The sequence below is a fragment of the Bradyrhizobium mercantei genome, from assembly GCF_001982635.1.
GTDB classification, from domain to species: domain Bacteria; phylum Pseudomonadota; class Alphaproteobacteria; order Rhizobiales; family Xanthobacteraceae; genus Bradyrhizobium; species Bradyrhizobium mercantei.
This window is the reverse complement of sequence record NZ_MKFI01000007.1, coordinates 54,531-80,031: the sequence shown is the minus strand read 5'-3', so window position 1 is coordinate 80,031 and position 25,501 is coordinate 54,531. Positions and strand designations below refer to the sequence as shown.

At 66.6% G+C, this 25,501-nt stretch carries 24 protein-coding genes; 14 read left to right on the top strand and 10 right to left on the bottom strand.

The window, feature by feature from the left end; translation table 11 throughout:
* Positions 1 to 43: 43 nt before the first annotated feature.
* From BI327_RS30170 to BI327_RS30150, 5 genes are all read right to left on the bottom strand, one after another.
* Positions 44 to 886 (bottom strand): ChbG/HpnK family deacetylase, encoded by an 843-nt coding sequence (locus BI327_RS30170; protein ID WP_076864928.1) that lies wholly within the window; start codon positions 884 to 886, stop codon positions 44 to 46.
* Positions 883 to 1,929, bottom strand: a complete 1,047-nt coding sequence (locus BI327_RS30165) for a glycosyltransferase family 2 protein (protein WP_076864927.1) — start codon at positions 1,927 to 1,929, stop codon at positions 883 to 885. The genes BI327_RS30170 and BI327_RS30165 overlap by 4 nt, the downstream gene beginning before the upstream one ends.
* A 162-nt stretch (positions 1,930 to 2,091) precedes the next feature.
* On the bottom strand, positions 2,092 to 3,069 hold the full coding sequence (hisG, locus tag BI327_RS30160) for an ATP phosphoribosyltransferase (protein WP_076864926.1): 978 nt from the start codon (positions 3,067 to 3,069) through the stop codon (positions 2,092 to 2,094).
* Positions 3,066 to 4,253 carry an ATP phosphoribosyltransferase regulatory subunit gene (locus BI327_RS30155; protein WP_076865461.1) on the bottom strand — a complete coding sequence of 396 codons (1,188 nt, stop codon included), beginning with the start codon at positions 4,251 to 4,253 and terminating at the stop codon, positions 3,066 to 3,068. Before BI327_RS30155 ends, hisG begins: the two co-directional genes overlap by 4 nt.
* 365 nt (positions 4,254 to 4,618) lie before the next feature.
* Positions 4,619 to 5,416 (bottom strand): 16S rRNA (uracil(1498)-N(3))-methyltransferase, encoded by a 798-nt coding sequence (locus BI327_RS30150; protein WP_076864925.1) that lies wholly within the window; start codon positions 5,414 to 5,416, stop codon positions 4,619 to 4,621.
* A 465-nt stretch (positions 5,417 to 5,881) separates the two neighbouring features.
* Here BI327_RS30150 and BI327_RS30145 point away from each other — a divergent pair, with 465 nt between their 5' ends.
* Positions 5,882 to 6,619: a hypothetical protein gene (locus BI327_RS30145; RefSeq protein ID WP_076864924.1), complete on the top strand. Its 738-nt coding sequence runs from the start codon at positions 5,882 to 5,884 to the stop codon at positions 6,617 to 6,619.
* Positions 6,620 to 6,629: 10 nt separating this feature from the next.
* Positions 6,630 to 7,562, top strand: a complete 933-nt coding sequence (ubiA, locus tag BI327_RS30140; protein WP_076864923.1) for a 4-hydroxybenzoate octaprenyltransferase — start codon at positions 6,630 to 6,632, stop codon at positions 7,560 to 7,562.
* 374 nt (positions 7,563 to 7,936) lie between these two features.
* Here ubiA and BI327_RS30135 read toward each other — a convergent pair whose 3' ends face one another.
* The gene (locus BI327_RS30135; RefSeq protein WP_076865460.1) at positions 7,937 to 8,461 is read right to left on the bottom strand and encodes a DUF6101 family protein; all 525 of its coding nucleotides are present in this window, start codon (positions 8,459 to 8,461) and stop codon (positions 7,937 to 7,939) included.
* A gap of 276 nt (positions 8,462 to 8,737) precedes the next feature.
* Between BI327_RS30135 and BI327_RS30130 the strand changes: the two genes are divergently transcribed.
* The 6 genes from BI327_RS30130 (at position 8,738) to lpxK (ending at position 14,331) form a co-directional block, all read left to right on the top strand.
* Positions 8,738 to 10,126: a TldD/PmbA family protein gene (locus BI327_RS30130; RefSeq protein ID WP_076864922.1), complete on the top strand. Its 1,389-nt coding sequence runs from the start codon at positions 8,738 to 8,740 to the stop codon at positions 10,124 to 10,126.
* Positions 10,113 to 10,922, top strand: a complete 810-nt coding sequence (locus BI327_RS30125) for a 3'(2'),5'-bisphosphate nucleotidase CysQ (protein ID WP_076864921.1) — start codon at positions 10,113 to 10,115, stop codon at positions 10,920 to 10,922. The genes BI327_RS30130 and BI327_RS30125 overlap by 14 nt, the downstream gene beginning before the upstream one ends.
* A gap of 138 nt (positions 10,923 to 11,060) precedes the next feature.
* Positions 11,061 to 11,309 (top strand): DUF4170 domain-containing protein, encoded by a 249-nt coding sequence (locus tag BI327_RS30120; RefSeq protein WP_016848023.1) that lies wholly within the window; start codon positions 11,061 to 11,063, stop codon positions 11,307 to 11,309.
* Positions 11,306 to 12,019 carry a lysophospholipid acyltransferase family protein gene (locus BI327_RS30115; RefSeq protein ID WP_076864920.1) on the top strand — a complete coding sequence of 238 codons (714 nt, stop codon included), beginning with the start codon at positions 11,306 to 11,308 and terminating at the stop codon, positions 12,017 to 12,019. The genes BI327_RS30120 and BI327_RS30115 overlap by 4 nt, the downstream gene beginning before the upstream one ends.
* A complete protein-coding gene (locus BI327_RS30110) occupies positions 11,982 to 13,316 on the top strand; it encodes a 3-deoxy-D-manno-octulosonic acid transferase (protein ID WP_076864919.1) in 1,335 nt (444 codons plus the stop codon). Before BI327_RS30115 ends, BI327_RS30110 begins: the two co-directional genes overlap by 38 nt.
* A complete protein-coding gene (lpxK, locus tag BI327_RS30105) occupies positions 13,309 to 14,331 on the top strand; it encodes a tetraacyldisaccharide 4'-kinase (protein WP_076864918.1) in 1,023 nt (340 codons plus the stop codon). Before BI327_RS30110 ends, lpxK begins: the two co-directional genes overlap by 8 nt.
* A gap of 14 nt (positions 14,332 to 14,345) precedes the next feature.
* Here the strand turns inward: lpxK and BI327_RS30100 are convergent, their stop codons facing one another.
* The gene (locus tag BI327_RS30100; protein ID WP_076864917.1) at positions 14,346 to 14,573 is read right to left on the bottom strand and encodes a DUF2093 domain-containing protein; all 228 of its coding nucleotides are present in this window, start codon (positions 14,571 to 14,573) and stop codon (positions 14,346 to 14,348) included.
* A gap of 219 nt (positions 14,574 to 14,792) precedes the next feature.
* Between BI327_RS30100 and BI327_RS30095 the strand changes: the two genes are divergently transcribed.
* Positions 14,793 to 15,590, top strand: a complete 798-nt coding sequence (locus BI327_RS30095; RefSeq protein ID WP_394329895.1) for a dienelactone hydrolase family protein — start codon at positions 14,793 to 14,795, stop codon at positions 15,588 to 15,590.
* Positions 15,591 to 15,646: 56 nt separating this feature from the next.
* Here the strand turns inward: BI327_RS30095 and xseA are convergent, their stop codons facing one another.
* On the bottom strand, positions 15,647 to 17,263 hold the full coding sequence (xseA, locus tag BI327_RS30090) for an exodeoxyribonuclease VII large subunit (RefSeq protein WP_076864915.1): 1,617 nt from the start codon (positions 17,261 to 17,263) through the stop codon (positions 15,647 to 15,649).
* Between the two features lie 164 nt (positions 17,264 to 17,427).
* Between xseA and purD the strand changes: the two genes are divergently transcribed.
* On the top strand, positions 17,428 to 18,711 hold the full coding sequence (purD, locus tag BI327_RS30085; protein WP_076864914.1) for a phosphoribosylamine--glycine ligase: 1,284 nt from the start codon (positions 17,428 to 17,430) through the stop codon (positions 18,709 to 18,711).
* A 148-nt stretch (positions 18,712 to 18,859) separates the two neighbouring features.
* On the opposite strand, the gene BI327_RS30080 is transcribed toward purD, so the two are convergent.
* Positions 18,860 to 20,092: an acyl-CoA dehydrogenase family protein gene (locus tag BI327_RS30080; protein WP_076864913.1), complete on the bottom strand. Its 1,233-nt coding sequence runs from the start codon at positions 20,090 to 20,092 to the stop codon at positions 18,860 to 18,862.
* A gap of 115 nt (positions 20,093 to 20,207) precedes the next feature.
* On the opposite strand from BI327_RS30080, the gene BI327_RS30075 reads away from it, so the two are divergent.
* On the top strand, positions 20,208 to 21,113 hold the full coding sequence (locus tag BI327_RS30075) for an alpha/beta fold hydrolase (protein WP_076864912.1): 906 nt from the start codon (positions 20,208 to 20,210) through the stop codon (positions 21,111 to 21,113).
* Positions 21,114 to 21,360: 247 nt separating this feature from the next.
* On the opposite strand, the gene BI327_RS30070 is transcribed toward BI327_RS30075, so the two are convergent.
* Positions 21,361 to 21,819, bottom strand: coding sequence for a nucleoside deaminase (locus BI327_RS30070; RefSeq protein ID WP_076864911.1), 459 nt, complete (start codon positions 21,817 to 21,819; stop codon positions 21,361 to 21,363).
* A 132-nt stretch (positions 21,820 to 21,951) separates the two neighbouring features.
* Between BI327_RS30070 and BI327_RS30065 the strand changes: the two genes are divergently transcribed.
* From BI327_RS30065 to BI327_RS30055, 3 genes are all read left to right on the top strand, one after another.
* Complete coding sequence (locus tag BI327_RS30065) at positions 21,952 to 24,048, top strand: pseudouridine synthase (RefSeq protein ID WP_076864910.1); 2,097 nt, start codon at positions 21,952 to 21,954, stop codon at positions 24,046 to 24,048.
* Between the two features lie 6 nt (positions 24,049 to 24,054).
* Entirely contained in the window at positions 24,055 to 24,612 is a 558-nt protein-coding gene (gene rsmD / locus BI327_RS30060) for a 16S rRNA (guanine(966)-N(2))-methyltransferase RsmD (RefSeq protein WP_076864909.1), read from the top strand.
* 112 nt (positions 24,613 to 24,724) lie between these two features.
* Positions 24,725 to 25,339, top strand: a complete 615-nt coding sequence (locus tag BI327_RS30055) for a hypothetical protein (RefSeq protein ID WP_076864908.1) — start codon at positions 24,725 to 24,727, stop codon at positions 25,337 to 25,339.
* Positions 25,340 to 25,501 lie beyond the last annotated feature (162 nt).

Below are 25,501 nucleotides of genomic sequence, written 5' to 3'. Positions count from 1 at the left end.
TTATGTATGCGACAATACGACCGGATGAATTTCGTGAACCTTCTCAGGCAAGTGTAACTTTATTCAGGGCGAGCAGGGCGGCGAAATCGTCGCCGGCGAGATAGCCATGCTCGGCCTCACGCTGCGTCGTCAGCGGGTCGAGGCTCTCAAGTGTTTCATCGACGAAACCCGGATGGCACATCACGAGCCCGTCCCCGGGCATGCCGTCCAGAAAGCCGCGCATCAGCGCCGCGAAATCATTCTCGCGGGTGAAATCATAGGCACCTGCGAAGGCCGGGTTGAAATGCAAGCCGGATCGCTGCGCCTTGATCCGGAACTGGGTGCTGAGCACGTTGAGCACCAGCGCCTTCGGTGCCGCCAACTGGCGCGCCAGCGGACCTTCGCGGCCGCACTGCCGCACCCAGGCGTCCGGCGCGCGCTCCTTCACGGCGCGCAGGAAGCCGTCGCGGACCTGCGGGAACAATTGCGCGTGCTGGTGGCCGTCGACGAAATCGGGCGCACGGCCGAACAGCTCGTGGAAGGCGTCGAGCTGTGCCAGCACCTCGGCATGCACCAGCTCGGCGTCGAGCCGATGCATCAGCCCGGCGCGCAGCAGCCGCGGGAACGGCAGGAACATGTCGCCGTCGAGCGGACGGAAATGCAGCGTCAGCGGCCGGAACGGCGCGGTCAGCGTCACATGCAGCCCGATCGCGCAGCGCGGGCTCTTCGCGACCGACGCCTGCAACGCGGCCGCAGCCTCGCGGCCGATCGCCGGTGTCACCATCATCACCGACGTCGCGTTGAGGCGGCCGCGCTCGATCAGATCGCGGATCGCGCGGTTGACGCCGTCGCTCAAACCATAATCGTCAGCACACAGCCAGATCCGGCGCGGCGAATTTTCGCTCATTCGGCAGCGGTCCGCTCGGAGGCATTTTGCGCTGCGCCGCCGTCGGCATGCTTCTCGGTGTGCTCGGCAACGAAGTAGATCGGCCGCGCCTTCAATTCGGAGAGGATCTTGCCGATATATTCGCCGACGATGCCGATCATGATCAGCTGCACGCCGCCGATCGTCATCATGCCGATCATCAGCGACGGATAGCCGGGCACCTGCTTGCCGGTGGTCAGCACTTCCCACAGGATCGAGAGACCGAACAGGAAGGCGACGCCGGCGAGCAGCGCGCCGAGCAGGCTGGCGAAGCGCAGCGGCGCCACCGAGAACGAGGTCAGGCCCTCGATCGAGAGGCCGATCAGCCGGCCGGCATTGAAGGTGGTGACGCCATGCGCGCGCGGCGCCGGCTCGTAATCGACGCGGATCTGCCTGAAGCCGATCCAGCTGGCGAGGCCCTTGAAGAAGCGGTTGCGCTCCGGCAATTGCCGCAGCGCCAGCGCGGCGCGCGGCGACAGCAGGCGGAAGTCGCCGGCATCCTCCGGGATCTTCTGTCGCGCGCCCCAATTGATCAGCGCGTAGAAGCCGCGCACGGACAGCCGCCGCAGCGCCGATTCATTGTCGCGATGCGCCTTCGCCGTGTAGACCACATCGTAGCCGTCATCGATCCAGTGCGCGACCAGCTGCTCCACCAGGGTCGGCGGATGCTGGCCGTCGCCATCCATGAACAGCACCGCGCCGCGGCGGGCATGGTCGAGGCCGGCCATCAGCGCCGCCTCCTTGCCGAAATTGCGCGACAGCGACACCACCTGGAGGTCGAGCCCATCGGCGGGCAGGGCACGCGCGATTGCCAGCGTGTTGTCGGCGCTGCCGTCGTCGACATAGACGACTTCGCAATTAAGCCCGTAGCGGGCGCGCAGCGCCTTGGCGAGATCGATCAGCCGCTGGTGCAGCGCACTGAGCCCGGCGGCCTCGTTGTAGACGGGCACGACGATGGACAGACCCTGCGCGGCGGCGGTCTTGGCGGTCGTGGTCAGGCTGGAAACGTCAGAGCCCAGCATCATCGGTCAGGTTCCAGAACTAGGGCGTTTTCGAGCGAAGCCTGCCCCGCACGTGACGCGGGATGGGGTTCCGGCTCGCGTGCAGAAAACGCGTCGCAACGAGAGATCACCAACACAATATGGTACCGACGGCTGCCTGTCGCCAACATGAACAGCCGTTTCGACTCATTGTCGCAGGAACGCCTCGAGCTTGGCGAACAGCGGATTCTCGCGGTCGAACACATAGTCCAGCGACACGACAGACACGGTCTCGGCGCCATGCTCGCGCAGGAAGCTGCCGAGCGCGTAGAGCTTGCCCGGTGGGCAGTGCAGCGTAAGCATGCCCGACGAGGTCGGTCCGCCGAACGGGGCGACTACGCCGAAACGGTTATGCGCCTCGGACAGCAGCGCATCGTTGCAGCCGGCGAAGCGGGTGCGGACCTCGCGGTATTTGCTGGCGCGGGCGCGGGCGGCGATGTGGTCGAGGATGACGCGCGCGGTTTCGCGGGCGCCGGTCGACCAGTCGGCATCCCGCGATGCGACGAGGTTGGCCTGGCTGCGCAGCATCACGCCGTCGTCGAGCACCTTGAGCCCGTTGGCGGCAAGCGTTGCCCCCGTGGTCGTGATGTCGACGATCAATTCGGCGGTGCCGGCCGCGGGCGCGCCTTCGGTGGCGCCGGCGCTCTCGACGATGCGGTAGTCGCCGACGCCATGCTTGGCGAAATAGCCGCGCGTCAAATTGATGTATTTGGTCGCCACCCGCATGCGGTGATTGTGCTGCTCGCGGAAGCCCGATGCGACGTCGTCGAGATCGGCCATGGTGCGGACGTCGATCCAGGCCTGCGGCACCGCGACCACGACGTTGGCATAGCCGAAGCCGAGGCCTTCGATCATCAGCACGCGCTTGTCGGCATCCGGAATGCTCTCGCGCACCAGATCCTCGCCGGTGACGCCGAGGTGCACCGCGCCGCGCGCCAGATTGGCCGCGATCTCGCTCGCCGAGAGATAGGCGATCTCGACATTGTCGACGCCCGGGATGGTGCCGCGATAGTCGCGCGCGCCGCCGGCCTTCGACAGGGTCAGCCCGGCACGGGCGAAGAAGCTCTCCGCGTTCTCCTGCAAGCGCCCCTTGGAGGGAACGGCGACGACGAAGGGCGTGCTCATTGGGCGCCTCCGAGGCCGGCGGCCTTGCCGTGCCGGGTCATCGCCTCGATCCAGACCGAGAAGCCGACCGCGGGGATCGGGTTGGCTGAGCCGAGCTGCGTCATCAGCCCGTCATAGCGGCCGCCCGCCACCAGCGGCTCGCTGCCGTTGCCCCTGGCGTGCAGTTCGAACTCGAAGCCGGTGTAATAGTCGAGGCCGCGGCCGAACGCGGTCGAGAACCGCGTCTTGCGGATGTCGATGCCGCGCGCCGCCATGAAGCCGACTCGGCTCTCGAGCTGGTCGATCGCAGCCGTGAGGTTGAGCTTGGCGTCACTGGCCAGCGCGCGCAGCTGCGCGACCGCGTCGTCGGGATCGCCCGCGATCGACAGGAAGCGCTTGATGGTCGCGACCGCGTCGCGGGGCAGCGCGCCGCCCTTCAGCGTCGATTGCTCGAGGAAGCGGTCGGCGATCTCGGCGACCGTGCGGCCGCCGACATTGGTGGTGCCGGCGATCGACATCAAATCGGTGACCAGCGCCAGCGCCGCCTTGCGGTCAGAGCCGGCGAGCGCGGCGAGCACGCCCTCATATTCGTTGCGGCCCGGCGCGGTCTTGAGCGTCAGCTGCTCGATGTCGTCGGTCAGCGAAACCTTGCGGTTGAAATCCTTGATCAGCCGGCGCCGCCACACCGGGTAGAGTTCGAGGGCGTCGATCAGCGCGTTGAACAGCGCGACGTCGCCGGTGCGGATCTCGACATCCTTCAGGCCGAACGCCGTGGTCGCTTCCAGCGCCAGCGCCAGCATCTCGGCATCGGCCGCGGCGCGGTCCTGCCGGCCGAAGGATTCGATGCCGGCCTGCAGGAATTGGCTCGGCTGGCCGTCGCGATAGCGGAACACCGGTCCGAGATAGCTGAAGCCGGCCGGCTGGCCGGCGCGAGGCGAGGCGAGGTAGTCGCGCGCCACCGGGATCGTGAGGTCCGGGCGCAGGCAGAGCTCCTCACCGCTCGGGTCGGTCGTCAGGTACAGGCTTTTGCGGATGTCCTCGCCGGAGAGGTCGAGGAACGGCTCGGCCGGCTGCAGGATCGCGGGCTCCGACCTGATGTAGCCGGCCTGCGCGAACGAGGCCAGCAGCGCATCCGCCCAGGATGCCGCCCCGGGGGCGGATCCAGCGGATCCGGCGGCGGATCGTGGTGCGGCAGCTTCGGTCATCTCGACGTCCAATTGGCACCGAAATCGCGTTTCGAGGCCGGTTCCGTGGGTGGTGTTGGCGGAGCCCTTAGCATGGCCGTGTCAGGGTTTCGACAGGGATCAGCCAAGTGGCTTAATGATTGGGTTCGTTAACGATTTTGCGACGGCTTGGCTAGGGGCAGGGCACGCCGATTGGCGAGTGATGTGAGCACGCCTCTCAGGCTCCCTCCCCCCTTGCGGGGGAGGGCTGGGGAGAGGGGTGAGCCCCGGGCTCCAGCGGTTGAGATTTTTGACAGCTCTCCGCGCAATCCGGCCGTTGTAACGCGAACGTCCCAAGCGTGAATCCGTGCGAACGTGCCACGGCGGAGCAAGCGGCACCCCTCTCCCTAACCCTCCCCCGCAAGGGGGGAGGGAACCCTTCCGCTGGTGCGTCCATCACTACCGCGCCAATCTCCCAGCGCCGCCTGCACCAGCGCCAGTGCGGCGACCGCCGCGGTGTCCGCGCGCAGGATGCGCGGGCCGAGCGCGAGGCGGAGGATCGAGGGCTGGCGCAGCAGCAGGGTGCGCTCCTCGTCGGCAAAGCCGCCTTCGGGGCCGATCAGGACGTCGATCCCGCTGTTTGCCGTTGTCGCCGCCTGCAACGCCTGCACCGGGTTTTCGACCTCCGCCGCCTCGTCGCAGAAGACCAGTAGCCGCGCTTGGTCGCGGCCGGCCAGAAAGCGCTCCAGCGGCAGCGGATCGGCTACCTCGGCGAGCGAGATGATCCCGCATTGCTCGGCGGCCTCGACAACATTGGCGCGCATCCGCTCGCCATTGACCCGCGACACCTGGGTGAAGCGCGTCAGCACCGGCACCAGCCGCGCGGCGCCCATCTCGACCGCCTTCTGCACCATGTAATCGAGCCGCGCGTGCTTCAGCGGCGCGAACACATAGGTGACATCGGGCAGACGGTCCGGCGCGCGGGTCTGTGCCGTGATGGTCAGGGTGTCGGCCCGCTTGCGGCCGGAAATCGCGGCGCGCCATTCGCCGTCGCGGCCGTTGAAGGCCAGCACGGTGTCGCCACTGCCAAGCCGCAGCACGTTGCCGAGATAGTTGCTCTGGTCGCGCTCGAGCGGAACGATTGCGCCGGCATTGAGCGGGGCATCGACAAACAGGCGGGGGCTGCGAAAATCGTGTTCAGGCATGTGCTCGGTTCGTGTGCCGCGGTCTGGCCCAAGGGCGGGTGTTATTGCTGCGGGGCAGGTTTACCAAACTGAGCGGCACCGTAGTCCCGCGGACTCGCCAGGAACGCGCCGGCCCAGTAGGAAGGAACCCGTCGATACATTGCTTCTGTCACCAGTTCATTTGTTAAGTCCAAGGGGTCGCTTGCACGCGACCCCTTTTGCTTTTCGGTCGCTTCGGCGCCGTGCCGAGGCATGACCGAAAACCCTGTTCAGGCATATTTGATGGCCCGGTTTTACCGCCGTTCGTAGCCTAAAGGCTTAGAATCGGGGAACAATTTAATGTGGCCGGTGTGGCCCTACGCCGCGCTGTCGCCAAAATCCACGGGTTGTTAAGGCGCCACAGGAATCGTAAAACGCCCCCAAATTTCGTTGCTTCGTTTTGTTGCGCTGGGGTTGCCTGGACCTTTTGCCGGAGAAACACCCTCGATGATCCGCCGCCTGATCGTGCTGACCGTTGCCGCGACCGCCCTTTCGGTGGGGCACGCCGCTGCCCAGAGCGCTTTTCCGGCCCCGCTGCCCAATCAGCAGGGGCAGGCCGGCACCGCGTCGGATCCCGCGTTCCCGCCGGTCAAGGGGATGCGTCCGAGCCAGACCGGCACGGCCTCGGATCCTGCATTCCCGCCGGTCAACGGCGCGCCTGGGGCCAGGGTCGGCGCGGCGCCGTCGCCGTTTCCGAGCAATGGCGCGGCCCCGATCGCCGGCGGCGGCCTGGGGTCTCCGCCACCCCCGCCAAGCGCCGAGGCCGGTGGCGCCTCTGACGCTTGCATGAAGAATTTCGTTCCGCTGCGCGAGGAAGCGGAGAAGCGCGGCAAGGCGATCAAGACCGCGAGCGATCGTCACGCCAGCCCCCAGGAGGCCTGCAAGCTGATCGGCAATTACAGCCAGGCCGAGATCAAGATGATCAAGTATGTCGACGTCAACGCGTCGAAGTGCGGAATTCCGCCGCAGATCGCCGACCAGCTCAAGAACGGTCACAAGAATACCGAGGCCCTGCTGAAGAAGGTCTGCAACGTCGCCGAGCAGGCAGCGGCGCAGCCGCGCGGGCCCGCGGGGCCATCGCTCAGCGATGTGCTCGGCTCGTCCGCCTCGCTGCCCGAAGCGACCCCGACCAAGAAGGGCGGCAGCACCTTCGACACGCTGAACGGCAACGTTCTCACCCGATGATGGATCGCAGATGAGCGACGTGTCCGCCCGCGTTGCCGACTCCACAGGTAACTGGGTGGATACGCATGCGCCGGTGTGGTCGCGGCCCTATCTGCGGCTTGCGCGCTACGACCGGCCGATCGGCTCCTGGCTGCTCTTGATGCCGTGCTGGTGGTCGGCGGCGCTCGCCGCCGGCGTCGCGCATGATGTCCGTTCGCTGCCGCTCACCGTCCTGCTGTTCTTCATCGGCGCCTTCGTGATGCGCGGTGCCGGCTGCACCTGGAACGACATCACCGATCGCGATCTCGACGCCAGGGTCGAGCGCACGCGGTCGCGACCGATCCCCGCCGGGCAGGTCACGGTGACGCAGGCGGTGATCTTCATGGTCGTGCAGGCGCTGATCGGGCTTGTCGTGCTGCTGCAGTTCAACCGCTTTGCGGTGCTGACCGGCATCGCCTCGCTTCTGATCGTTGCGATCTACCCGTTCATGAAGCGGATCACCTGGTGGCCGCAGGTCGTGCTCGGCCTCGCCTTTTCCTACGGCGCGCTGATGGGATTTGCGGTGACGCTCGAACGCATCGATCTGACCGCGATTGCGCTCTACGCTGGATCGATCGCCTGGGTGATCGCCTACGACACCATCTACGCGCATCAGGACGCCGAGGATGACGCGCTGATCGGCGTCAAATCCACCGCGCGGCTGTTCGGCGCCCGCACCCATCGCGCGCTGGTGATTTTCTATGGCCTCGCCGTGCTCTTGATCGGCGCGGCATTCGCGCTCGCAGGGGCGCACTGGCCGGCCTGGATCGGCCTTGCGGCGTTCGCGCTGCATCTTGGCTGGCAGGTCCGCCGGCTCGACATCGGCGATCCCGCGCTCTGCCTGCGCATCTTCAAGTCCAACCGGGACGCCGGTCTGATCCTGTTCGCGAGCCTGGTCGTCGACGCGGTGCTGCGCGCGGGGTGATTTCCATCCCTCGTCATTCCCGGGTGCGCAATTGCGCATCGAGGAGTCGCGAGAAAACGAAGCTGTATCCTCACCCTCAACTGTCATCGCCCGGCTCGACCGGGCGATCCAGTACGCCGCGGCCCATCGGTTCAAGCACTGCTGTCTCTGGAATACTGGATCACCCGTTTTCGCGGGTGATGACACGTGCTTGGCGTCTTGATTGAGAACCATCCACCGTCGTCGTCCTGGCGAAAGCCAGGACCCATTACCCCAATTGCGCGTTGTTGCGCGACGCTGGGGCCATAGTCTCGTGCACAATCAAATGCGGTGGTTATGGGTCCTGGCTTTCGCCAGGACGACATTGTCATGAGGCCAAAGAAGCGCGCAGAAATCTAATCCCGCGCGATGATCTCGCGCTCGTCGCGGTGCACGCTGGTGCCGTTGAGGCTGGCACCGGCGCGGCGGCGGACCAGGAATTTCGGTCTCCGCGCGCGGATCGCGTTGCGGCGGCGGCGGCGCGGAGAGGGCGTCCGCGGTGGCGGCTCGGTCAGTCGCGGGAGACGGAAGATGTCGCTCCACATCTGCCAGGCGGAAGAGATTTCTTCGGCGTCCGAACTGGTGCCGAGCGGAATGGTGAGTGCGGGATCGCGGTGAACCAGCACCAGCATCTGCGCCTCGTCGATGCCGCGCACCGCGACGCCGAGGAAATCGCTGACGCGAACATTGACCGCCATCCGCATGCCGAGAACGGCGCGGCGCAGCACGACATGTTCGCGATGAAGCTCGACCTGCCGCATGCCGCCATCCGCGCGCGCATCCTGCGCATGGAAGGAGAGCGGAAGGGAAAGAGGGTCGAGCCGCAGTGCGCAGCTCGACCCGGCGGAATTGATTCCGCTTGTTGGTGTTTGACGCCTCAAAGCCATACTCTCCCCGCCGGGATTATGTTCCCGGTCGATGTGTGAGAGCCTAGCCGACCGATTGCCGTTTCAGCTTAAAAAGCCTGGTTAATCGCTCCTCACCTGGCGCCATGATTGACAAGAGGTTGGCCCGCATGATTGACGAAGCCTTGCGCCGATCACTCAAATCTTTGTTGCCCGCCGACGCAAAGTGCTTGAAATCCCTGTGAATCCGGCACATCTGGTTAGGTCTGTCGATCTCGTTCCGGGCCCCCCTCAATCCGCAGGAATTCGTTCGTGAACTCTTCACCATCTGCATCGCGACACGGTGATACCTCCGATCTGTTCGATCAATCCGCGCTCAGCGACCTCGCGCAGCGCCTGGTCGATGCCGCCAAGCGCGCGGGCGCCGATGCCGCCGACGCCATCGCGGTGCGCGGCGTCTCGCAGGGCGTCGAGGTCCGCGACGGCCGGGTCGAGGAGACCGAGCGCTCCGAAGGCGACGACGTCGGCTTGCGGGTATTCGTCGGCCAGCGCCAGGCGGTGGTGTCGACCAATGAGGTCAGCGGCGACGGGATCGCAAAGCTCGCCGAGCGTGCGGTGGCGATGGCGCGGGTGGCGCCCGACGACAAATATGTCGGCCTGGCCGACCCCGCGCTCCTCGCGCATGATTTCCCCGATCTCGATCTGCTCGACCGCAAGGTCCCGACCACGGCCGAACTCGAGCAACGCGCCATCGAAGCCGAGGCCGCGGCGCTCGCGGTCAAGGGTGTCACCAAGTCCGGCGGCGCGTCGGCCTCGACCGGCATCGGCGGCATGGTGCTGGTGACCTCGACCGGCTTCCACGGTTCTTATCTGCGCTCCAGCCACGGCATCTCGACGACGGCGATTTCCGGTGAGGGCACCGGCATGGAGCGCGACTACGACTTCACCAGCGCGCCGCATGCGTCCGATCTCGATTCACCCACGACCGTTGGCCGCAAGGCAGGCGAGCGCGCGGTGGCGCGGTTCAATCCGCGCAAGGTCGAGACCTGCAAGGTGCCGGTGATCTTCGATCCGCGCGTCGCCGGCTCGATCGTCGGCCATCTGGTCGGCGCCATCAACGGCGCCTCGATCGCGCGCAAGACCAGCTTCCTGAAGGACAAGCTCGGCGAGCAGCTGTTCTCCAGGGATATCCGCATCATCGACGATCCCTTGCGCGTGCGCGGCCTGCGTTCGCAGACCTTCGATGCCGAGGGCGTCAGGGTGAAGAAAACAGCGCTGATCGACGAAGGCGTGCTGACCACCTGGGTTCTGGACTCCGCGACTGCGCGCGAGCTCGGCCTGGTCACGACAGGGCATGCGCATCGCGGCGTGTCGTCCTCGCCGTCGCCCGGAACGTATAATCTGCATCTCGAGCCGGGTGCGGTGACGCCGAAGGAGCTGATCTCCGACATCAAGCAGGGCTTCTATGTCACCGACCTGATCGGCTCCGGCGTCAACGGCGTGACCGGTGATTACAGCCGCGGCGCGTCCGGCTTCTGGATCGAGAATGGCGAGATCACCTATCCGGTCAGCGAGGTGACCATCGCCGGCCATCTGCTGCCGATGTTCAAGTCGCTGGTCGCGGCCAACGATCTGGAGTTCCGCTACGGTGTCAATTCGCCGACGCTGCGCATCGAGGGCCTGACGCTTGGCGGACGCTGATACGGACGACTGGACCAAGGCGCGCGATGCCGCCTTGCTGACCAGATCGGTGCAGGAGGCGGGCCGGCTCGCATTGTCGCTGTTCCGCACCGAATTGAAGAACTGGATCAAGGGCGCGTCCTCGCCGGTGTCCGAGGCCGATATCGCGGTCAACGACCTCCTGGAGCAGCAGCTGCGTTCGGCGACACCCACCTATGGCTGGCTGTCGGAGGAGAGCGCCGACAACGAGAGCAGGCTCGCCAGGCGCTTCACCTGGATCGTCGATCCGATCGACGGCACCCGCGCCTATCTCGCCGGCCGCGAGGATTGGTGCGTCAGTGTGGCGCTGGTTGAAAATGCAGCGCCGGTGCTCGCCGCGGTGTATGCACCGGTGAGCGAGGAATTCTTCTTTGCCGCCCGCGGGCAGGGCGCCACCCTGAACGACGGCGCGGTGCACGCGACCGCAGGCACCGATTTCAATTTTCCCCGCATGGCCGGACCGAAGCCGCTGGTGCAACGGCTCAGCCCGACGCCGGACGAGATCACGCTGTATCCGCGGATCGGATCGCTGGCGCTCCGGCTGTGCCGCGTAGCACAAGGTCGACTTGACGCCGCCTTTGCGGGCGGGCAAAGCCGCGACTGGGATCTTGCCGCCGCGAATTTGATCGTGCAGGAAGCGGGTGGTAAGATGACCGCGCTCTCGGGGGATGCGATTGAATACAATCGCCGGGAGGTGACGCATGGGGTGCTGGTGGCAGCAGGACGCGAACGTCATGCACGCATTGTCGAGCATTTTCGTAACCGTCCATTGCCGTAAGGCCTCGTCGAACCGCCCCATGTCTCCGATTGTGACGACCAGACTAGTTGCGACAGACTTGTGACGACCGGACTTGTGACGACCAGACCTGTAACGACTTCACTTCTTTGCCGGGCATCTCGTTAGGAAAACACCACCATGTCAGACAATGCCCAGCCGCAATTGCTTCACCTCGTGATCGGCGGCGAGTTGACCGATCTCGAGCACAACACCTTCAAGAACCTGGACGAGGTCGAGATCGTCGGCGTGTATCCGAACTATGCGACCGCCTATGCGGCCTGGAAGGCGAAGGCGCAGCAGACGGTGGACAACGCCCAGATGCGCTATTTCGTCGTTCATCTCCACCGGTTGCTCGATCCTGAGCAGGACACAAAGCATTCCCATTGAAACGACTTCTTCGCGATCTGCTGCGCAGCGGCTTCGTGCAGCGCGCGCTGGGTGTGCTTGCGGCCGAGTATCTGCGGCTGGTGTGGTACACCAACCGCTTCATCTATCAGCCGACTGACGTGTACGGGATCGTCGAGCCCTTGATGCCGGCGATCTTCGTGTTCTGGCACGGCCAGCACTTCATGACGCCGTTCATCAAGACCAAGGCGAGCTACCGCGCCAAGGTCCTGATCTCCCGCCACCGCGACGGCGAGTTCAACGCCCTTGCGGTGGAGCGGCTCGGCATCGGCACCATCCGGGGTTCCGGCGACCATTCCGGCGCGTTCCATCGCAAGGGCGGCGTCGGCGCCTTCCTGGAGATGGTTCGGGCGCTGGAGGACGGCTGCAACATGGCCACCACCGCCGACGTGCCGAAGCGGGCGCGGGTGGCGGGGCTTGGGGCCATCATGCTGGCGCGGGAGACCGGCCGGCCGATCATCCCCTTCGCGATGGTCACCAGCCGATTCATCCGGTTGAAAAACTGGGATTCGACCACCATCAATTTGCCATTCGGGCGCGGCGCAGTGGTAGGTATTGAGCCGGTCTATGTGCCGCCCGATGCCGATGCCGCGACGATGGAACAGCTTCGGCAGCACGTGGAGGACCTTCTCAACGAAGCGACCCGACGTGCCTATGCAGCCGTCGGGCGACCGGAGGCCGCGCTTGGCTAACTCGCTACCGATGACGTTGCGTGTGTACCGCAAGCTGTCGTCTGCGATGGTGCCGCTCGCGCCTGCCCTGATCAACCGGCGGCTCAAGCTCGGCAAGGAAGATCCCGAGCGCGTCGGCGAGCGGCGCGGCATCAGCGCCGACCTCAGGCCGCAGGGGCCGCTGGTGTGGATCCACGGCGCGAGCGTCGGCGAGGTGCTGGCGGCGGCCGGGCTGATCGAGCGGCTGCGTGCGCTCAATCTGCGCATCCTGCTCACGTCGGGGACGGTGACCTCGGCCGCGATCGTGGCCAAGCGGTTTCCGCCCGATGTCATCCATCAATACGTGCCGTATGACTCGCCGCGCTATGTCGCGCGGTTCCTGGATCATTGGCGTCCGTCGCTGGCGCTGTTCATCGAATCCGATTTGTGGCCGAATTTGATCCTGTCGAGCGCCGCGCGGCGGCTGCCGATGGTCTTGATCAACGGGCGGATGTCGCAGCGCTCGTTCCCGCGCTGGCGCCGGGTCTCCAACACCATTGGCGCCCTGCTCGGACGGTTCGACATCTGCCTCGCGCAGTCGAAGACCGATGCCGAACGCTTCGCCGCGCTCGGCAGCCACAACGTCGCCATCACCGGCAACCTCAAGCTCGACGTCGCAGCGCCTCCCGCCGATCCCGCCAAGCTGGAGCGGCTGATGTCGGTGACGCGCGGCCGCGCCATCGTGGTCGCCGCGTCCACCCATCCTGGCGAGGAAGAGATCCTGATCGAGGCGCACAAATCGCTCGCCCGATACTTCCCCGGGCTGCTCACGGTGATCGTGCCGCGGCATGCCCATCGCGGTGAGGCGGTCGCACAACTCGTGACGGATGCCGGTCTGCGCCCCGGGCTGCGCTCGCATGAGGATCTGCCGGTCGCGACAACAGATATCTACGTTGCCGATACGATGGGCGAGCTCGGCCTGTTCTATCGCCTCGCGCCGATCGTGTTCATGGGCGGCTCGCTGGTTTCGCATGGCGGCCAGAATCCGATCGAGGCGATCAAGCTCGGTGCTGCAATCGTGCACGGCCCGCACGTGTTCAATTTCACCGACGTCTATGAGGCGCTCGACCGTACCGGCGGCGCGCGCCGCGCCGATGACCTGGAAGCGCTTGTGAAGCAGCTCGGCCAGTTCCTCGCCGATCCCACGGCGCGGGACACCTCGCTTGCCGCCTCCGAGCGCGTCGTCGAACAGCTCGGTGGTGCGCTGGAGCGCACGGTAACTGCTCTCGAGCCGTATCTGTTGCAGCTGCGGCTCGAGATGGGAGCTGCCAATGCGTGAGCCGGCCTTCTGGCACCGGCCTTCGTCTTGGACATCGCAACTGCTCCGACCGCTTGCCGCGCTGTACGGCGCGGTCGCCGCGCGCCGCATGCAGCAATCCGGCGCCGATGCCGGCATTCCCGTGATTTGCGTCGGCAACTACCATGTCGGTGGCGCCGGCAAGACGCCGACGGTGCTGGCGCTGGCAAAGCTGCTGCGCGAGCTCGACGAGCGGCCGGTGGTGCTGAGCCGCGGCTATGGCGGCAGGCTTGCCGGTCCGGTCAAGGTCGATCGCGACAGCCATACGGCCGCCGATATTGGCGACGAGCCGCTGATGATGGCGGCGACCTTGCCGGTCGTGGTGTCGCGCGATCGCGCCGCGGGGCTTGCGCTGGCGCGCGCGCAGGACGCTACCGTGATCCTGATGGATGACGGCTTTCAGAATCCGTCGGTTGCGAAGGATTGCTGCCTGATCGTGATCGACGGCACGCGCGGCGTCGGCAACGGCCGCGTGATTCCGGCAGGCCCGTTGCGCGCGCCGTTGCCGCCGCAGCTGGAGCGCACCGCCGCGCTGATCGTGGTCGGTGAGGGGAACGCGGCGCAGAGCATTGCGGCCGAGCTCGCGCCCCGCGGCAAGCCGGTGCTGTCCGCGCGCCTGAGGCCGGACGAGGGTTCGCTGGCGGCGCTCCGCGGCACGCGTGCGCTTGCCTTTGCCGGCATCGGCGATCCCGCGCGCTTCTTCAACACGCTGCGCGCAGGCGGCGTCGACGTCGTACGCAACGAGGCCTTCCCCGATCACCACGCCTTCACCAGGGACGAGATCGAGCAGCTCGTTGCCGATGCAAAACGTGATGGGCTTGCGCTGGTGACGACGGAAAAGGATCTCGCGCGGTTGCGCGGCCCGGATGGGATGCCGGCCTTTGCGCAGGCGATCGTGCCGTTTGCGGTGACGCTGCAATTCGAGGATGCTGCCGCGCTGCGGCGGTTCATTACCGATCAGCTGTTCAGGGCGCGGGACAGGAGGCTGCGGAAATGAATCCGGCGTTGAGCTTACGCCTGCGGCTTGACCATGCCGGGATGGTGGCGCTGCAGCACGGCGGTCGGCGTGGCGTAGGCCTCCTGCAGGTCGACGCTCCAGTACTTCAGCTCGTCGAGCGGAATCCGGACGTCGGTGATGGCACAACGCACAAAGGTGCCGGGCGAGATCACGCGGAAATCGCCGTCGAGATATTGCACCTGCGCTTCGCCATGGCCCGAGGGACCGAACTTGTTCAGCACGTTTGAACTCTCCGCCTTGCCTCCGATGAGGCCACCTGGATCTTCATGAATCCGTCTATCACAGATAGGGGGGCATGTCCGCCCGTTAAACCACCGACTTGTGATGATTTGGCGGCGGACGTGCATGGTAGCCTTGCAGCTGTGCTCCGCTGTGTTTGCAGCGCCATATCGAGCCGGCCGGATCGGATGCGCCTCACCTCAGTTTTCATGTGCCTCGCCATGCTTGCCGTGCCGGCGGCGGCCGCGGCGCCGCTCCCGGCCCCGCATCAGGTCGAGATCCCCGAAGGCAACGTCACGCTGCACGCGCAGCTCTACCGGCCCGACGGCGATGGGCCGTTTCCGACCGTCATCGCGCTGCACGGCTGCGGCGGTCTGGCTGGCAAGTCCGAGCAGGTCGCGCCGCGCTATCGCGACTGGGCCGAGCAATTGCTCACGGCCGGCCACGCGGTGCTGCTGCCCGACAGCTATGGCTCGCGCGAACTCGGCCCGCAGTGCCGCATCCGGGAGCATCAGGTTCAGATCCGCCGCGCACGCGTCGCCGACATCAATGCGGCCCGGCAGTGGCTGGTGCAGCAGAAATGGGTGGCGAAGAGCCGCATCAGCCTGATCGGCTGGGGCAACGGCGCGGCCGCCTTGCTGTGGGCGGTGCGGCCGCAGATGTGGTCGCGCAATGTCGAGCCGGACTTCCGCTCGGCGGTGGCGTTCTATCCGGATTGCCGCACCTCGTTCGGTCTCGGCTGGAGCGCGCGGGTGCCGACGCTGGTGCTGATCGGCGCGCGCGACGATGTGACCTCGTCATCGGCCTGCCACCAGATGGTCGACGGCGCGCGCGGCCGCAGCGCACTGGCGCGGATCGTGGTCTATCCCGAGGCCTATCACGACTTCGACCGCCCCAATCTGCCACTACACGCGGTGGCGGCCTCCGATGCCGATATCGCCGAGCGCGGTCACATCGGCACCGATAAGGACGCGCGCAAGGATGCGCAGAAGCAAGTCGCCGAGTGGCTGTCGCGCTGAAGCGTTTTCGAGCGAAGTGGGCAGCGGTTCGCGTAAAGAAAACGCGCTAAACAAAACTAGAACAAGCTGCCCTGATCGACCGGCTTGGTGACGCGCTTCGCTGCCGCCGGTTTCGCCTCGCGCGAGGGCTTGGGCTGGCTCTCGGGCATTGCCGTCGCTGGCGGCTGATTGGCGTCAGCGGTGGCGGCGACGCGGCCATCGGCGAACTCGATTGACAGGCTGGCGTTCGGGCCGACTGCCGCCGCCGAATGCAGCGCGTGGCCGTGCTCGTCGCGCACCAGCGCGAAGCCGCGCGCCAGCACGCCGCGATAGGACAGCGCCGACAGCAGCTGGCTGCGATGGGCGACCCGCGCCTCGAGCCGCTGCAGCGTCGTCTCCAGCGCGCGGCGGGCGCGCTCGGCGAGGCGGTGGGTGCGTTCGAGATCGCGGGCGATCGCGTTGCGCTGCGCCTTGGCGTTGGCGAGCTTGGAGGCCTTGAGCCGGATCTCGAGCCCGCTGAAGCGCTCGCGCCTGCGATGCAGCAGCGCGCGCGCCGACAGCGCGATGCGCTCGCCGGATGCGGTGAGCCGCTGCCTTGCATGGGCGATCTGGCCGCGCAGCACGCCGATGGTGAGCCGCGAACTCGACGCGGCAAAGCGGCGGAAATGCGCGTGCGTGTTGGCCTTCAGCCCGCGCGGCAGCCCGGCTGCGAGATGATCGAGCCGCTGCCGCGGGATCGCCAGCAATTCGTTCGCCGCAGGCAACGCACGCGCCGCGGCACGCAGCTCGTTGCGGCGGGCCTCCTGGGCACGCTGCCAGCACACCATGGTGCGGCGGGCCAGCGCCTGAACCTCGACGAACAGCTCGCTCCGCACCGGCACCGCCATTTCGGCGGCCGCGGTCGGCGTCGGCGCGCGCTTGTCGGCGACGAAGTCGATCAGCGTGATGTCGGTCTCGTGACCGACCGCCGAGATCAGCGGGATATGGCTCTCGGATGCGGCGCGGACCACGATTTCCTCGTTGAACGACCACAGGTCCTCCAGCGAGCCGCCGCCGCGTGCGACGATCAACAGATCGGGCCGCGGGATCCGGCCCTCCGGCAGCGCGTTGAAGCCGCGGATCGCGGCCGCGACCTGCTCGGCCGAGCCGTCGCCCTGCACCTTGACCGGCCAGACCAGCACGCGGCGGGGAAAGCGGTCCTCGAGGCGATGCAGGATGTCGCGGATCACGGCGCCGGTCGGCGAGGTGACCACGCCGATCACCTCGGGCAGCCAGGGCAACAGCTGCTTGCGGGCCTCGTCGAACAGGCCCTCGGCCGCGAGCTTCTTCTTGCGCTCCTCCATCAGCGCCATCAGCGCGCCGACGCCGGCCGGCTCCAGCGAATCGATGACGATCTGGTACTTTGAGGAGTTCGGATAGGTGGTCAGCTTGCCGGTCGCGATGACCTCGAGGCCCTCCTGCGGCTTGAAGCGCATCCTTGCGTGGGCGAACTTCCAGATCACGGCCTCGATCTTGGCGCTCTCGTCCTTCAGGGCGAAATAGCAGTGGCCGGAGGAGTGCGGGCCGCGAAAGCCCGAAATCTCGCCGCGGACGCGGACATGGCCAAACCGGTCCTCCACCGTCCGCTTCAGGGCGGAGGAGAGTTCCGAGACGGTGAATTCAGGCGCGTTGACGAGATTCGGAGCAGCGGTCATCTGGCCTATAGAATCGGGGTTTTCGACCCCGTGTGCAAGGTCCGGACGCCTCGTTTCAAGCGTCGAATCACATATCCACATGATCGAACCGCGTGTTGCTGCGGTCCGCGAGCGTGCTAAACCGGACCAAACGGCGTTACAACCCCTCTGATCGGCGACACCTGATGAACATCCTCCTGCTCGGTTCCGGCGGCCGCGAACATGCGCTGGCGTGGAAGATCGCCGCATCCCCGCTGGTGACCAAACTCTGGTGCGCGCCGGGCAATGCCGGGATCGCGCGCGAGGCCGAGTGCGTCGCGCTCGACGTCGCCGACCATGCCGCGGTCATCGCGTTCTGCAAGGATAATGCGGTCGACCTGGTGGTGGTCGGGCCGGAGACGCCGCTCGCCGCCGGGATCGTCGATGACCTCGCCGCCGTCGGCATCAAGGCGTTCGGGCCGAGCAGGCAGGCCGCGCAGCTCGAAGGCTCCAAGGGCTTCACGAAGGACCTCTGCAGCGAGTTCGACATTCCGACCGGCGCCTATCGCCGCTTCGACAATGCGAAGGACGCGCTGGCTTACGTCCGCGCCCAGGGCGCGCCGATCGTGGTCAAGGCCGACGGGCTCGCGGCCGGCAAGGGCGTCGTGGTGGCGCAGACGCTAAACGAGGCGGAAGCCGCCATTGCGATGATGTTCGAGGGCGCGTTCGGCTCGGCCGGCGCCGAGGTCGTGATCGAGGAATTCCTCTCGGGGCGCGAGATCAGCTTCTTCGCGCTGTGCGACGGCGAGACCGCGATTCCGCTCGCGGCCGCGCAGGACCACAAGCGGGTGTTCGATCACGACAAGGGGCCGAACACCGGCGGCATGGGCGCCTATTCGCCGACGCCGTTCGTGACCGCTGAAATCCACGACCAGATCATGGCGCGCATCATCCTGCCGACGGTCGCCGGGATGAAGCGCCGCGGCATCCCGTTCAAGGGCGTGCTCTATGCCGGCGTGATGCTGACCGCGCAGGGTCCAAAACTGTTCGAATACAACGTCCGCTTCGGCGATCCCGAGTGCCAGGTGCTGATGCTGCGGATGATGTCGGACATCGTGCCGGCGCTGCTCGCCTCGATCGACGGCCAGTTGAAGAACTTCGATCTGCGATGGTATCCGGACCCCGCGCTCACGGTGGTGATGGCGGCCAAGGGCTATCCCGGCGACTACATCAAGGGCACCCGGATCGACGGCCTCGATGACGCAGCCTCGGTCGAGGGCGTCGAGATCTTCCACGCCGGCACGGTGGCGAAGGACGGCACAATCCTTGCCAACGGCGGCCGCGTGCTGAACGTCTGCGCGATGGGCAAGACGGTCACCGAAGCGCGCGACCGCGCCTATCAGGCGGTCGATCGGATCAAATGGCCGGAAGGCTTCTGCCGCCGCGATATCGCCTGGCAGGCGGTGGCGGCGGAGAAGCTGAAGGGCTAGCTCGCGCCACACGTTTCGCTCGTCATGCGCGGGCTTGACCCGCGCATCCATCGCCTTCGGAAGAGCCTCCTTGCTTGATGGATTGCCGGGTCAAGCCCGGCAATGACGAAGTGTACGGAGCTGCGCCGCCACGGAATGACGGTGCGGGCTACAGCAAATCGCCGCCTGCGGCGCTCGCGGTGGTGCCGTGCTCGCGGAACGCCTTGATGACGTTCTTGCCGATCTTCCACTTGTGCACTTCATCCGGGCCGTCGACCAGCCGCTGCGAGCGCACCTGGGTGTACCATTTCGCCAGCGGCGTATCCTGGCTGAAGCCGAGCGCGCCGTGGAGCTGGATCGCAGTGTCGATCACCTTGTGCACCATGTGGGCATGGAAGATCTTGGCGATCGAGTTCTCCTGGCGGATGTCGAGGCCCTTCTCGGCCTTGTAGGCGATGTGCAGCAGCATCAGCCGGCCGATATAGAGCTCGCTCGCGCAGTCCGCGAGCATGAACTGCACCGCCTGGCGGTCGGCCAAGAGCTGGCCGAAGGTCGAGCGCTTGGTGACATGGGCAGCCGCCATGTCGAGCGCGCGCTGCGCCTTGGCGACGTTGTGCATGCCGTGGCGCAGCCGGCCGTAGGCGAGGCGGTGCTGCCCCATGTTGAAGCCGTTGCCCTCGCCGCCGAGCAGATTGTCGGCCGGCACCTTCAGATCCTTGATCTCGATCTCGGAATGGCCGCCATGGATCACGTCGTCATGCGGGCCCTCGATCGCCATGTTGGCGACGTTGCGCTTGATGCGGTAGCCGGGATTGGGCAGCTCGACGATGAAGGTCGAGTATTGCTTGTGGCGCGGCGCGTTGGGATCGGTCTTCGCCATCACCAGCGCCATATCGGCGACGCTCGCCGAGGAGGAGAACCACTTTTCGCCATTGAGGATGTAGTTCTCGTTGCCGTCCTTCACCGCCGTGGTCTGCATGCCGGTGGCGTCGGCGCCGGCGGCCTTCTCGGTCATCGAGAAGCAGATGCGCTTCTCGCCGTTCAGCAGGGGTTTAAGGAATTTCTCCTTCTGGTACTCGGTGCCGTGCGCCAGGATCGTCATCATCGAGGCGTCGTCCGGCCCCTGCGTGTTCATCGAGAGCGCGCCGAGCATGCTTTCGCCGAGCTCCATCTGCACCAGGGCATTGGCGAGCGGGCCGAGGCCCATACCGCCATACTCCTTCGGCACGAAGGGGCACCACAGGCCCTGCGCGCGGGCCTTCTTGCGCAGCGGTCCCAGCACCTCGGCAAGCGGCTTGGTGTCGAGTTCCTTTTCCGCCGGAATGCACTCGTCGTGCACGAATTTGCGGACCTTCTCGCGGATCGCCTTCGCCTCGGCGGGAATCTCAAAATCGATCGACATGGCACTTCCTCGTTTCGTGTTGTTGTTGGCAGGACCTCAGGATGGCATAAACCAGGCCAGCGGCAACGCCGAACAAAGTTTGAAGCACGGCGCACGCGACCGGGAGGAGCCACCAATGCCTGATCTCGCTGATCTTTTTCCCGGCTATGAATCGAAATGGATCAACACCTCGCAGGGCCGCATCTTCGCCCGCGTCGGCGGCAAGGGCCCGCCCTTGCTGTTGCTGCACGGCTTCTCGTCGACCCATGTGATGTGGCACACGGTTGCGCCGAAGCTCGACGACAAGTTCACGCTGATCATCGCCGACCTGCCGGGCTACGGCTGGTCCGACATGCCCGACAGCGACAAGGATCATACGCCCTACACCAAGCGGGCCTGGGCCAAGACCATGATCGAGGTGATGGAGCAACTCGGGCACGTGCACTTCGCGCTCGCCGGTCACGACCGCGGCGGCCGGGTGTCGTACCGGCTGGCGCTCGATCATCCCGGCCGGCTGTCGAAGCTCGCGGTGCTCGATATCGCGCCGACCTATGATTACTGGCAGAAGCTCAATCGCCTGTCGGCGCTGAAGATCTACCACTGGGCGTTCCTGGCGCAGCCCTATCCGCTGCCGGAGACACTGATCTCCAACAACGGCGAATTCTTCCTCAAGGAAAAGATGGCGAGCCAGACCAGGACCAAGACGCTCGAGGCGATCGATCCGCGCGCGCTCGAGCATTACCTGGCGCCGTTCCGCGATCCCGCGCGCATCCACGCGATGTGCGAGGACTATCGCGCCGGCGCCTATGCCGACTACGAGATCGACAAGGCCGATGTCGATGCCGGCAACAAGATCACGATCCCGATGCTGGCCTTGTGGGGCGATGCCGGGGTCGCGAGCGCGGCGACCACGCCGCTCGACACCTGGAAGAACTGGGCCATCAATGTCAGCGGTGCGCCGGTGGCGTCGGGGCATTTCCTGCCCGAGGAGGCCCCGGACGCAACGGCGAAGCTATTGCGGGAGTTTTTCCTGGCGGGGTAGCGACAACAAGTTTCCCCCCGTCATCCTGAGGTGCGAGCGCAGCGAGCCTCGAAGGATGAATCGGCCACCAGCCGGGCCGTGCATCCTTCGAGGCTCGCCGAAGAGGCTCGCACCTCAGGATGACGGGTTTGACTTGCTACTCGCCGATAGCTTCGTAGCCCGGACGCAGCGAAGCGAAATCCGGGATGGTGTCCGCGGATGGATTGCTCCCGGATTGCGCTGCCTGCATCCGGGCTACCAAGGTCAGTCACCGCCGCTCCTTGAAGAACTCGCGCAGCAGCGTCGCCGCCTCGGTTTCTCCCACCGCGCCATAGACCTCCGGGACGTGGTGGCAGGTCGGCTGCGCGAAGAACCGCACGCCGGACTCGACTGCGCCGCCCTTGGGATCGGCGGCGCCGTAATACAGCCGGCGGACGCGGGCGAAGGAGATCGCACCGGCGCACATGGTGCAGGGCTCCAGGGTGACATAGAGGTCGCAGTCGACCAGCCGCTCGCTGCCAATGGCGTCGGCGGCCTGCCGGATCGCCAGAATCTCGGCGTGCGCGGTGGGGTCGCGGTCGGTCAGCGTGCGGTTGCCGGCGGTGGCGATCACCTCATAGCCCCGCACAATGACGCACCCGATCGGAACTTCGCCCGATTTTCCGGCATTTTCGGCCGTTTTCAGCGCCAAATCCATGAAAGAAGGGGCCGACATGCCTCGTATCATTGGAAGAAACCTGCTAGTAGCTTCGCCTTCAGCAAAAGTGGATGCCGGTTTTGCGTCAAGCGCGCTGCCAAACGGGGCGCGCACGACCGGTTGGCCCTTGCACCCCAATTGAACGCCCAGGCGAGAACATTCATGCCCCGCGATAGCGACAAACACAACGATTCCCGCGGCCGGCGTGATCGGCCCGGCGGCGGCCAGAGCCGCGCCGGCGGCGGTAAGGGCCGCTCGGGAGCCGCGCGTGGGCCGGACAAGAAATTCGCCAAGCGCGGCTTTGCCGGCAAGGACTTCGCAGGCAAGGGCGATGGCGAGAAGCGGCCCTATCGCGGCGACCGCGAAGACCGTCCGCCGCGCCGCGATTTCGGCGACAAGCCCAGATTCAGCCGCGACGGCGATCGTCCCCGGGGCGATCGGCCATTCGGCGCTCGTTCCGCTCGTGACGGCGATGGTGAGAAGCGCCCGTTCAAGCCGCGTGGCGACCGCCCACGGTTTGACCGTGACGGCGATGGTGACAAGCGTTCGTTCAAGCCGCGCGGCGACCGCCCGAGCTACAACCGCGACGACCGTGGGCCGCGCCGCGATCGCGACGACGCCCGCCCGGCGGGACGATCTTCCGACCGCAAGTTCGGTGACCGGAAGCCCTATGCATCGCGGGATCGCGATGGCGAGAAGCGGCCCTACACGCCGCGCGGTGAGCGATCCTATGGCGACCGTCCGTCGCGCGACGGCGATCGGCCGGAGCGGAAATTCGGCGGCGACCGGAAGTTTTCGCGCGGCGGCGATCGTGATCGCGGTGGCGATCGAGATCGTGGCCCGCGCAAGGATTTCGGTGATCGTCCGCCGCGCGGCGAATCCAAGCCGTGGCAGAAGCGCGAGGGCGGCTCCGATCGTCCCGAGCGTAGTTCGCGCCCGTTCCGTGACGGCCCGCGCAAGTTCGACAGGCCGCGCGATGATCGCGGTGGCGACGAGCGGCCGCGGTTTTCGCGATCGCGCGATGACCGCGAGCAGGGCGACCGTCCGAAATTCAGCCGGCCGCGCTGGAAGGGTCATGATGACGAAGGCGGCGACCGCCGCCGCGAGCGGCCGGAAGGGCGCAGGGATTGGCAGGAGCATCCGCGCAGCGAAGGCCGTTTCGGCGATCGTCCGCGCCGCGACAACGAAGATGACAGCCAGATCTTTGCCAAGCGTCCGGCCTTCGGCGGCCGCGGTGCCTATCGCGAACGCGCCTTTGACGACCGCCGTGAGCGTCCCGAGCCGAAGCCGAAGAAGGCAGGCGAACGCATCGCCAAGGTGTTGGCGCGCGCCGGCCTCGCCTCGCGCCGCGACGCCGAGGAGATCGTCACCCAGGGCCGTGTCACGGTCAACGGACGCGTGATCAATTCGCCGGCGCTCGACATCACCGACAACGACGTCGTCGCCGTCGACGGCAAGCCGTTGCCGCCGCGCGAGCGGACGCGGCTGTTCATGTATCACAAGCCGCGCGGGCTGATGACGACGCATGCCGATCCCGAGGGACGGCCGACCGTGTTCGACAATCTGCCCGAGGGCCTGCCGCGGCTGATCTCGATCGGCCGGCTCGATTTCAACACCGAGGGCCTGTTGCTGCTGACCAATGACGGCGGGCTGGCGCGGACGCTGGAGCATCCCGACACCGGATGGCTGCGCCGCTACCGCGTGCGCGCGCATGGCGAGGTGACGCAGGGCCAGCTCGATCAGCTCAAGGACGGTGTCGAGGTCGACGGCGTCAAATACGGGCCGATCGACGCCACGCTGGAGCGCGACCAGAGCTCCAACGTCTGGGTGGTGTTCGCGATCCGCGAGGGCAAGAACCGCGAGGTGCGCAACGTGATGGCGCATCTCGGGCTCGAGGTGAACCGGCTGATCCGGATCTCCTACGGCCCGTTCCAGCTCGCCGAGCTCGAGGAGGGCAAGGTCGAGGAGGTCAAGACGCGGGTGCTGCGCGAGCAGCTCGGCGAGAAGATCGCCAAGATCGCGGGTGCGGATTTCACGCGGCCGGAGCAGCGTGACGCCGGCGACGATGCGCCCGCGAAGAAGCCGAAAGCCAAGCGCGAAACCATCAATGACCGCAAGGGCCGCCGCGTGCTGGTGCAGCGCACCGGCAGCGAGGAGGCCCGCGCCCGCAACGAGGATGAGGCCAACGGCTACGGCCCGCCGCGCCGCCCCAAGCGCGGCTATCATGGCAAGCGCGATCTCAAGCCGCAGGACGAGTAACGGTCGATGCGGGTCGTCGGGGGCAGGCTGAAGGGCCGCAATCTCGCTTCGCCGTCCGGCCGCGAGATCCGTCCGACCGCGGACCGTTTGCGCGAGTCCGTGTTCAACATCCTGATCCACGCCTACGACAATCCGATCGAGGACGCCCGCGTGCTCGATCTGTTTGCCGGCACCGGCGCGCTCGGTATCGAGGCGGCCTCGCGCGGCGCGAAATTCACGCTGTTCGTCGACAATGGCGCCGAGGCGCGGGCGTTGTTGCGCAACAATGTCGAGTCGCTCGGCCTCGGCGGCACGACCAAGGTCTATCGCCGCGATGCCACCGATCTCGGACCGGCGCATCCGGTCGAGCCGTTCGCGCTGGTGTTTCTCGATCCGCCCTATGGCAAGGGCCTCGCGGACAAGGCGCTCGCCTCGCTGCGCGACGGCGGCTGGCTGACGCCGGGTGCGCTGCTCGTGGTGGAGGAGGCCAGGGCCGCGGCGTTTGCGGCGCCGGAGGGCTTCGAGGAGCTCGAGCGGCGCGCCTATGACGACACGGAATTCGTCTTCCTTCGCGAAAAAGTGTAGCGCGAACCGGCGTCCGTCGACCCTATGCTCCGTCCGGCGGTGCCTGTCATCGGGCCCGGACCCGAGAGGCTAACCCTATACGACCGATTCATTGTCGCTTTCGGAGCGAACCATGACCGACACTCTCGCCGGGCTCGCAGGTCAGCTGGAGACGCGCGTCAAGGCATTGCGCGGTGCGGGCGATGATAGGGCGCTGCTTGCCGCCGCGCGCGACGCCGCCGATCAGATCGAGCGCCATCGCGATGCGCCAGGCGATGACAGGCGCGAAGCGCTCAAGGCGGCCATGCGCCTGACGTTCAATGCCGCGGCCGATTGCTGGCCGGGCTGGAGCGTCTCGGAAAAGCCGATCGACCCGGATCATCTGCTGGCGGCGCGCGACCTTGCAGAGCGCTCGCTGGATATCGTGCAGGAGCTGGGGCTCGGACCGTTGCGGCTCGGAACCGGCGCCTGGCTGGTGGGAGCCTTCGATCTGGCGCTTGGTCGATATCACGAGGCGATCGACATCTTTCGCGGTGCGCGTCAGAACTATGTCGCCGCGAGCGCACCTGGCCTGGTGCTGCTGACGGACGGCTATGTCGCGATCGCGCGGCAATTGGCCGGCGACCAGGCGTCATCCCATGGTGAAGACCTCGATCAGGTCTGCGAGCGGATCGCGGCAGGCAGGGTCGAGAACGGCGACGCGTGGATCGCGCAGCTGCGTACGGCGCTGGCGGCTTTCACCCGGTAGCATTCGTAGGATGGGTAGAGCGAAGCGATACCCATCATCGTGCCGCGGATGGGATTTGCTGCGCTCTACCCATCCTACGGCATACTGTCATCACCCGCGAACGCGAAGGCGGGTGATCCAGTATTCCAGAGGCGTTCGCGCTTGAATCGAGAGGCCGCGGCG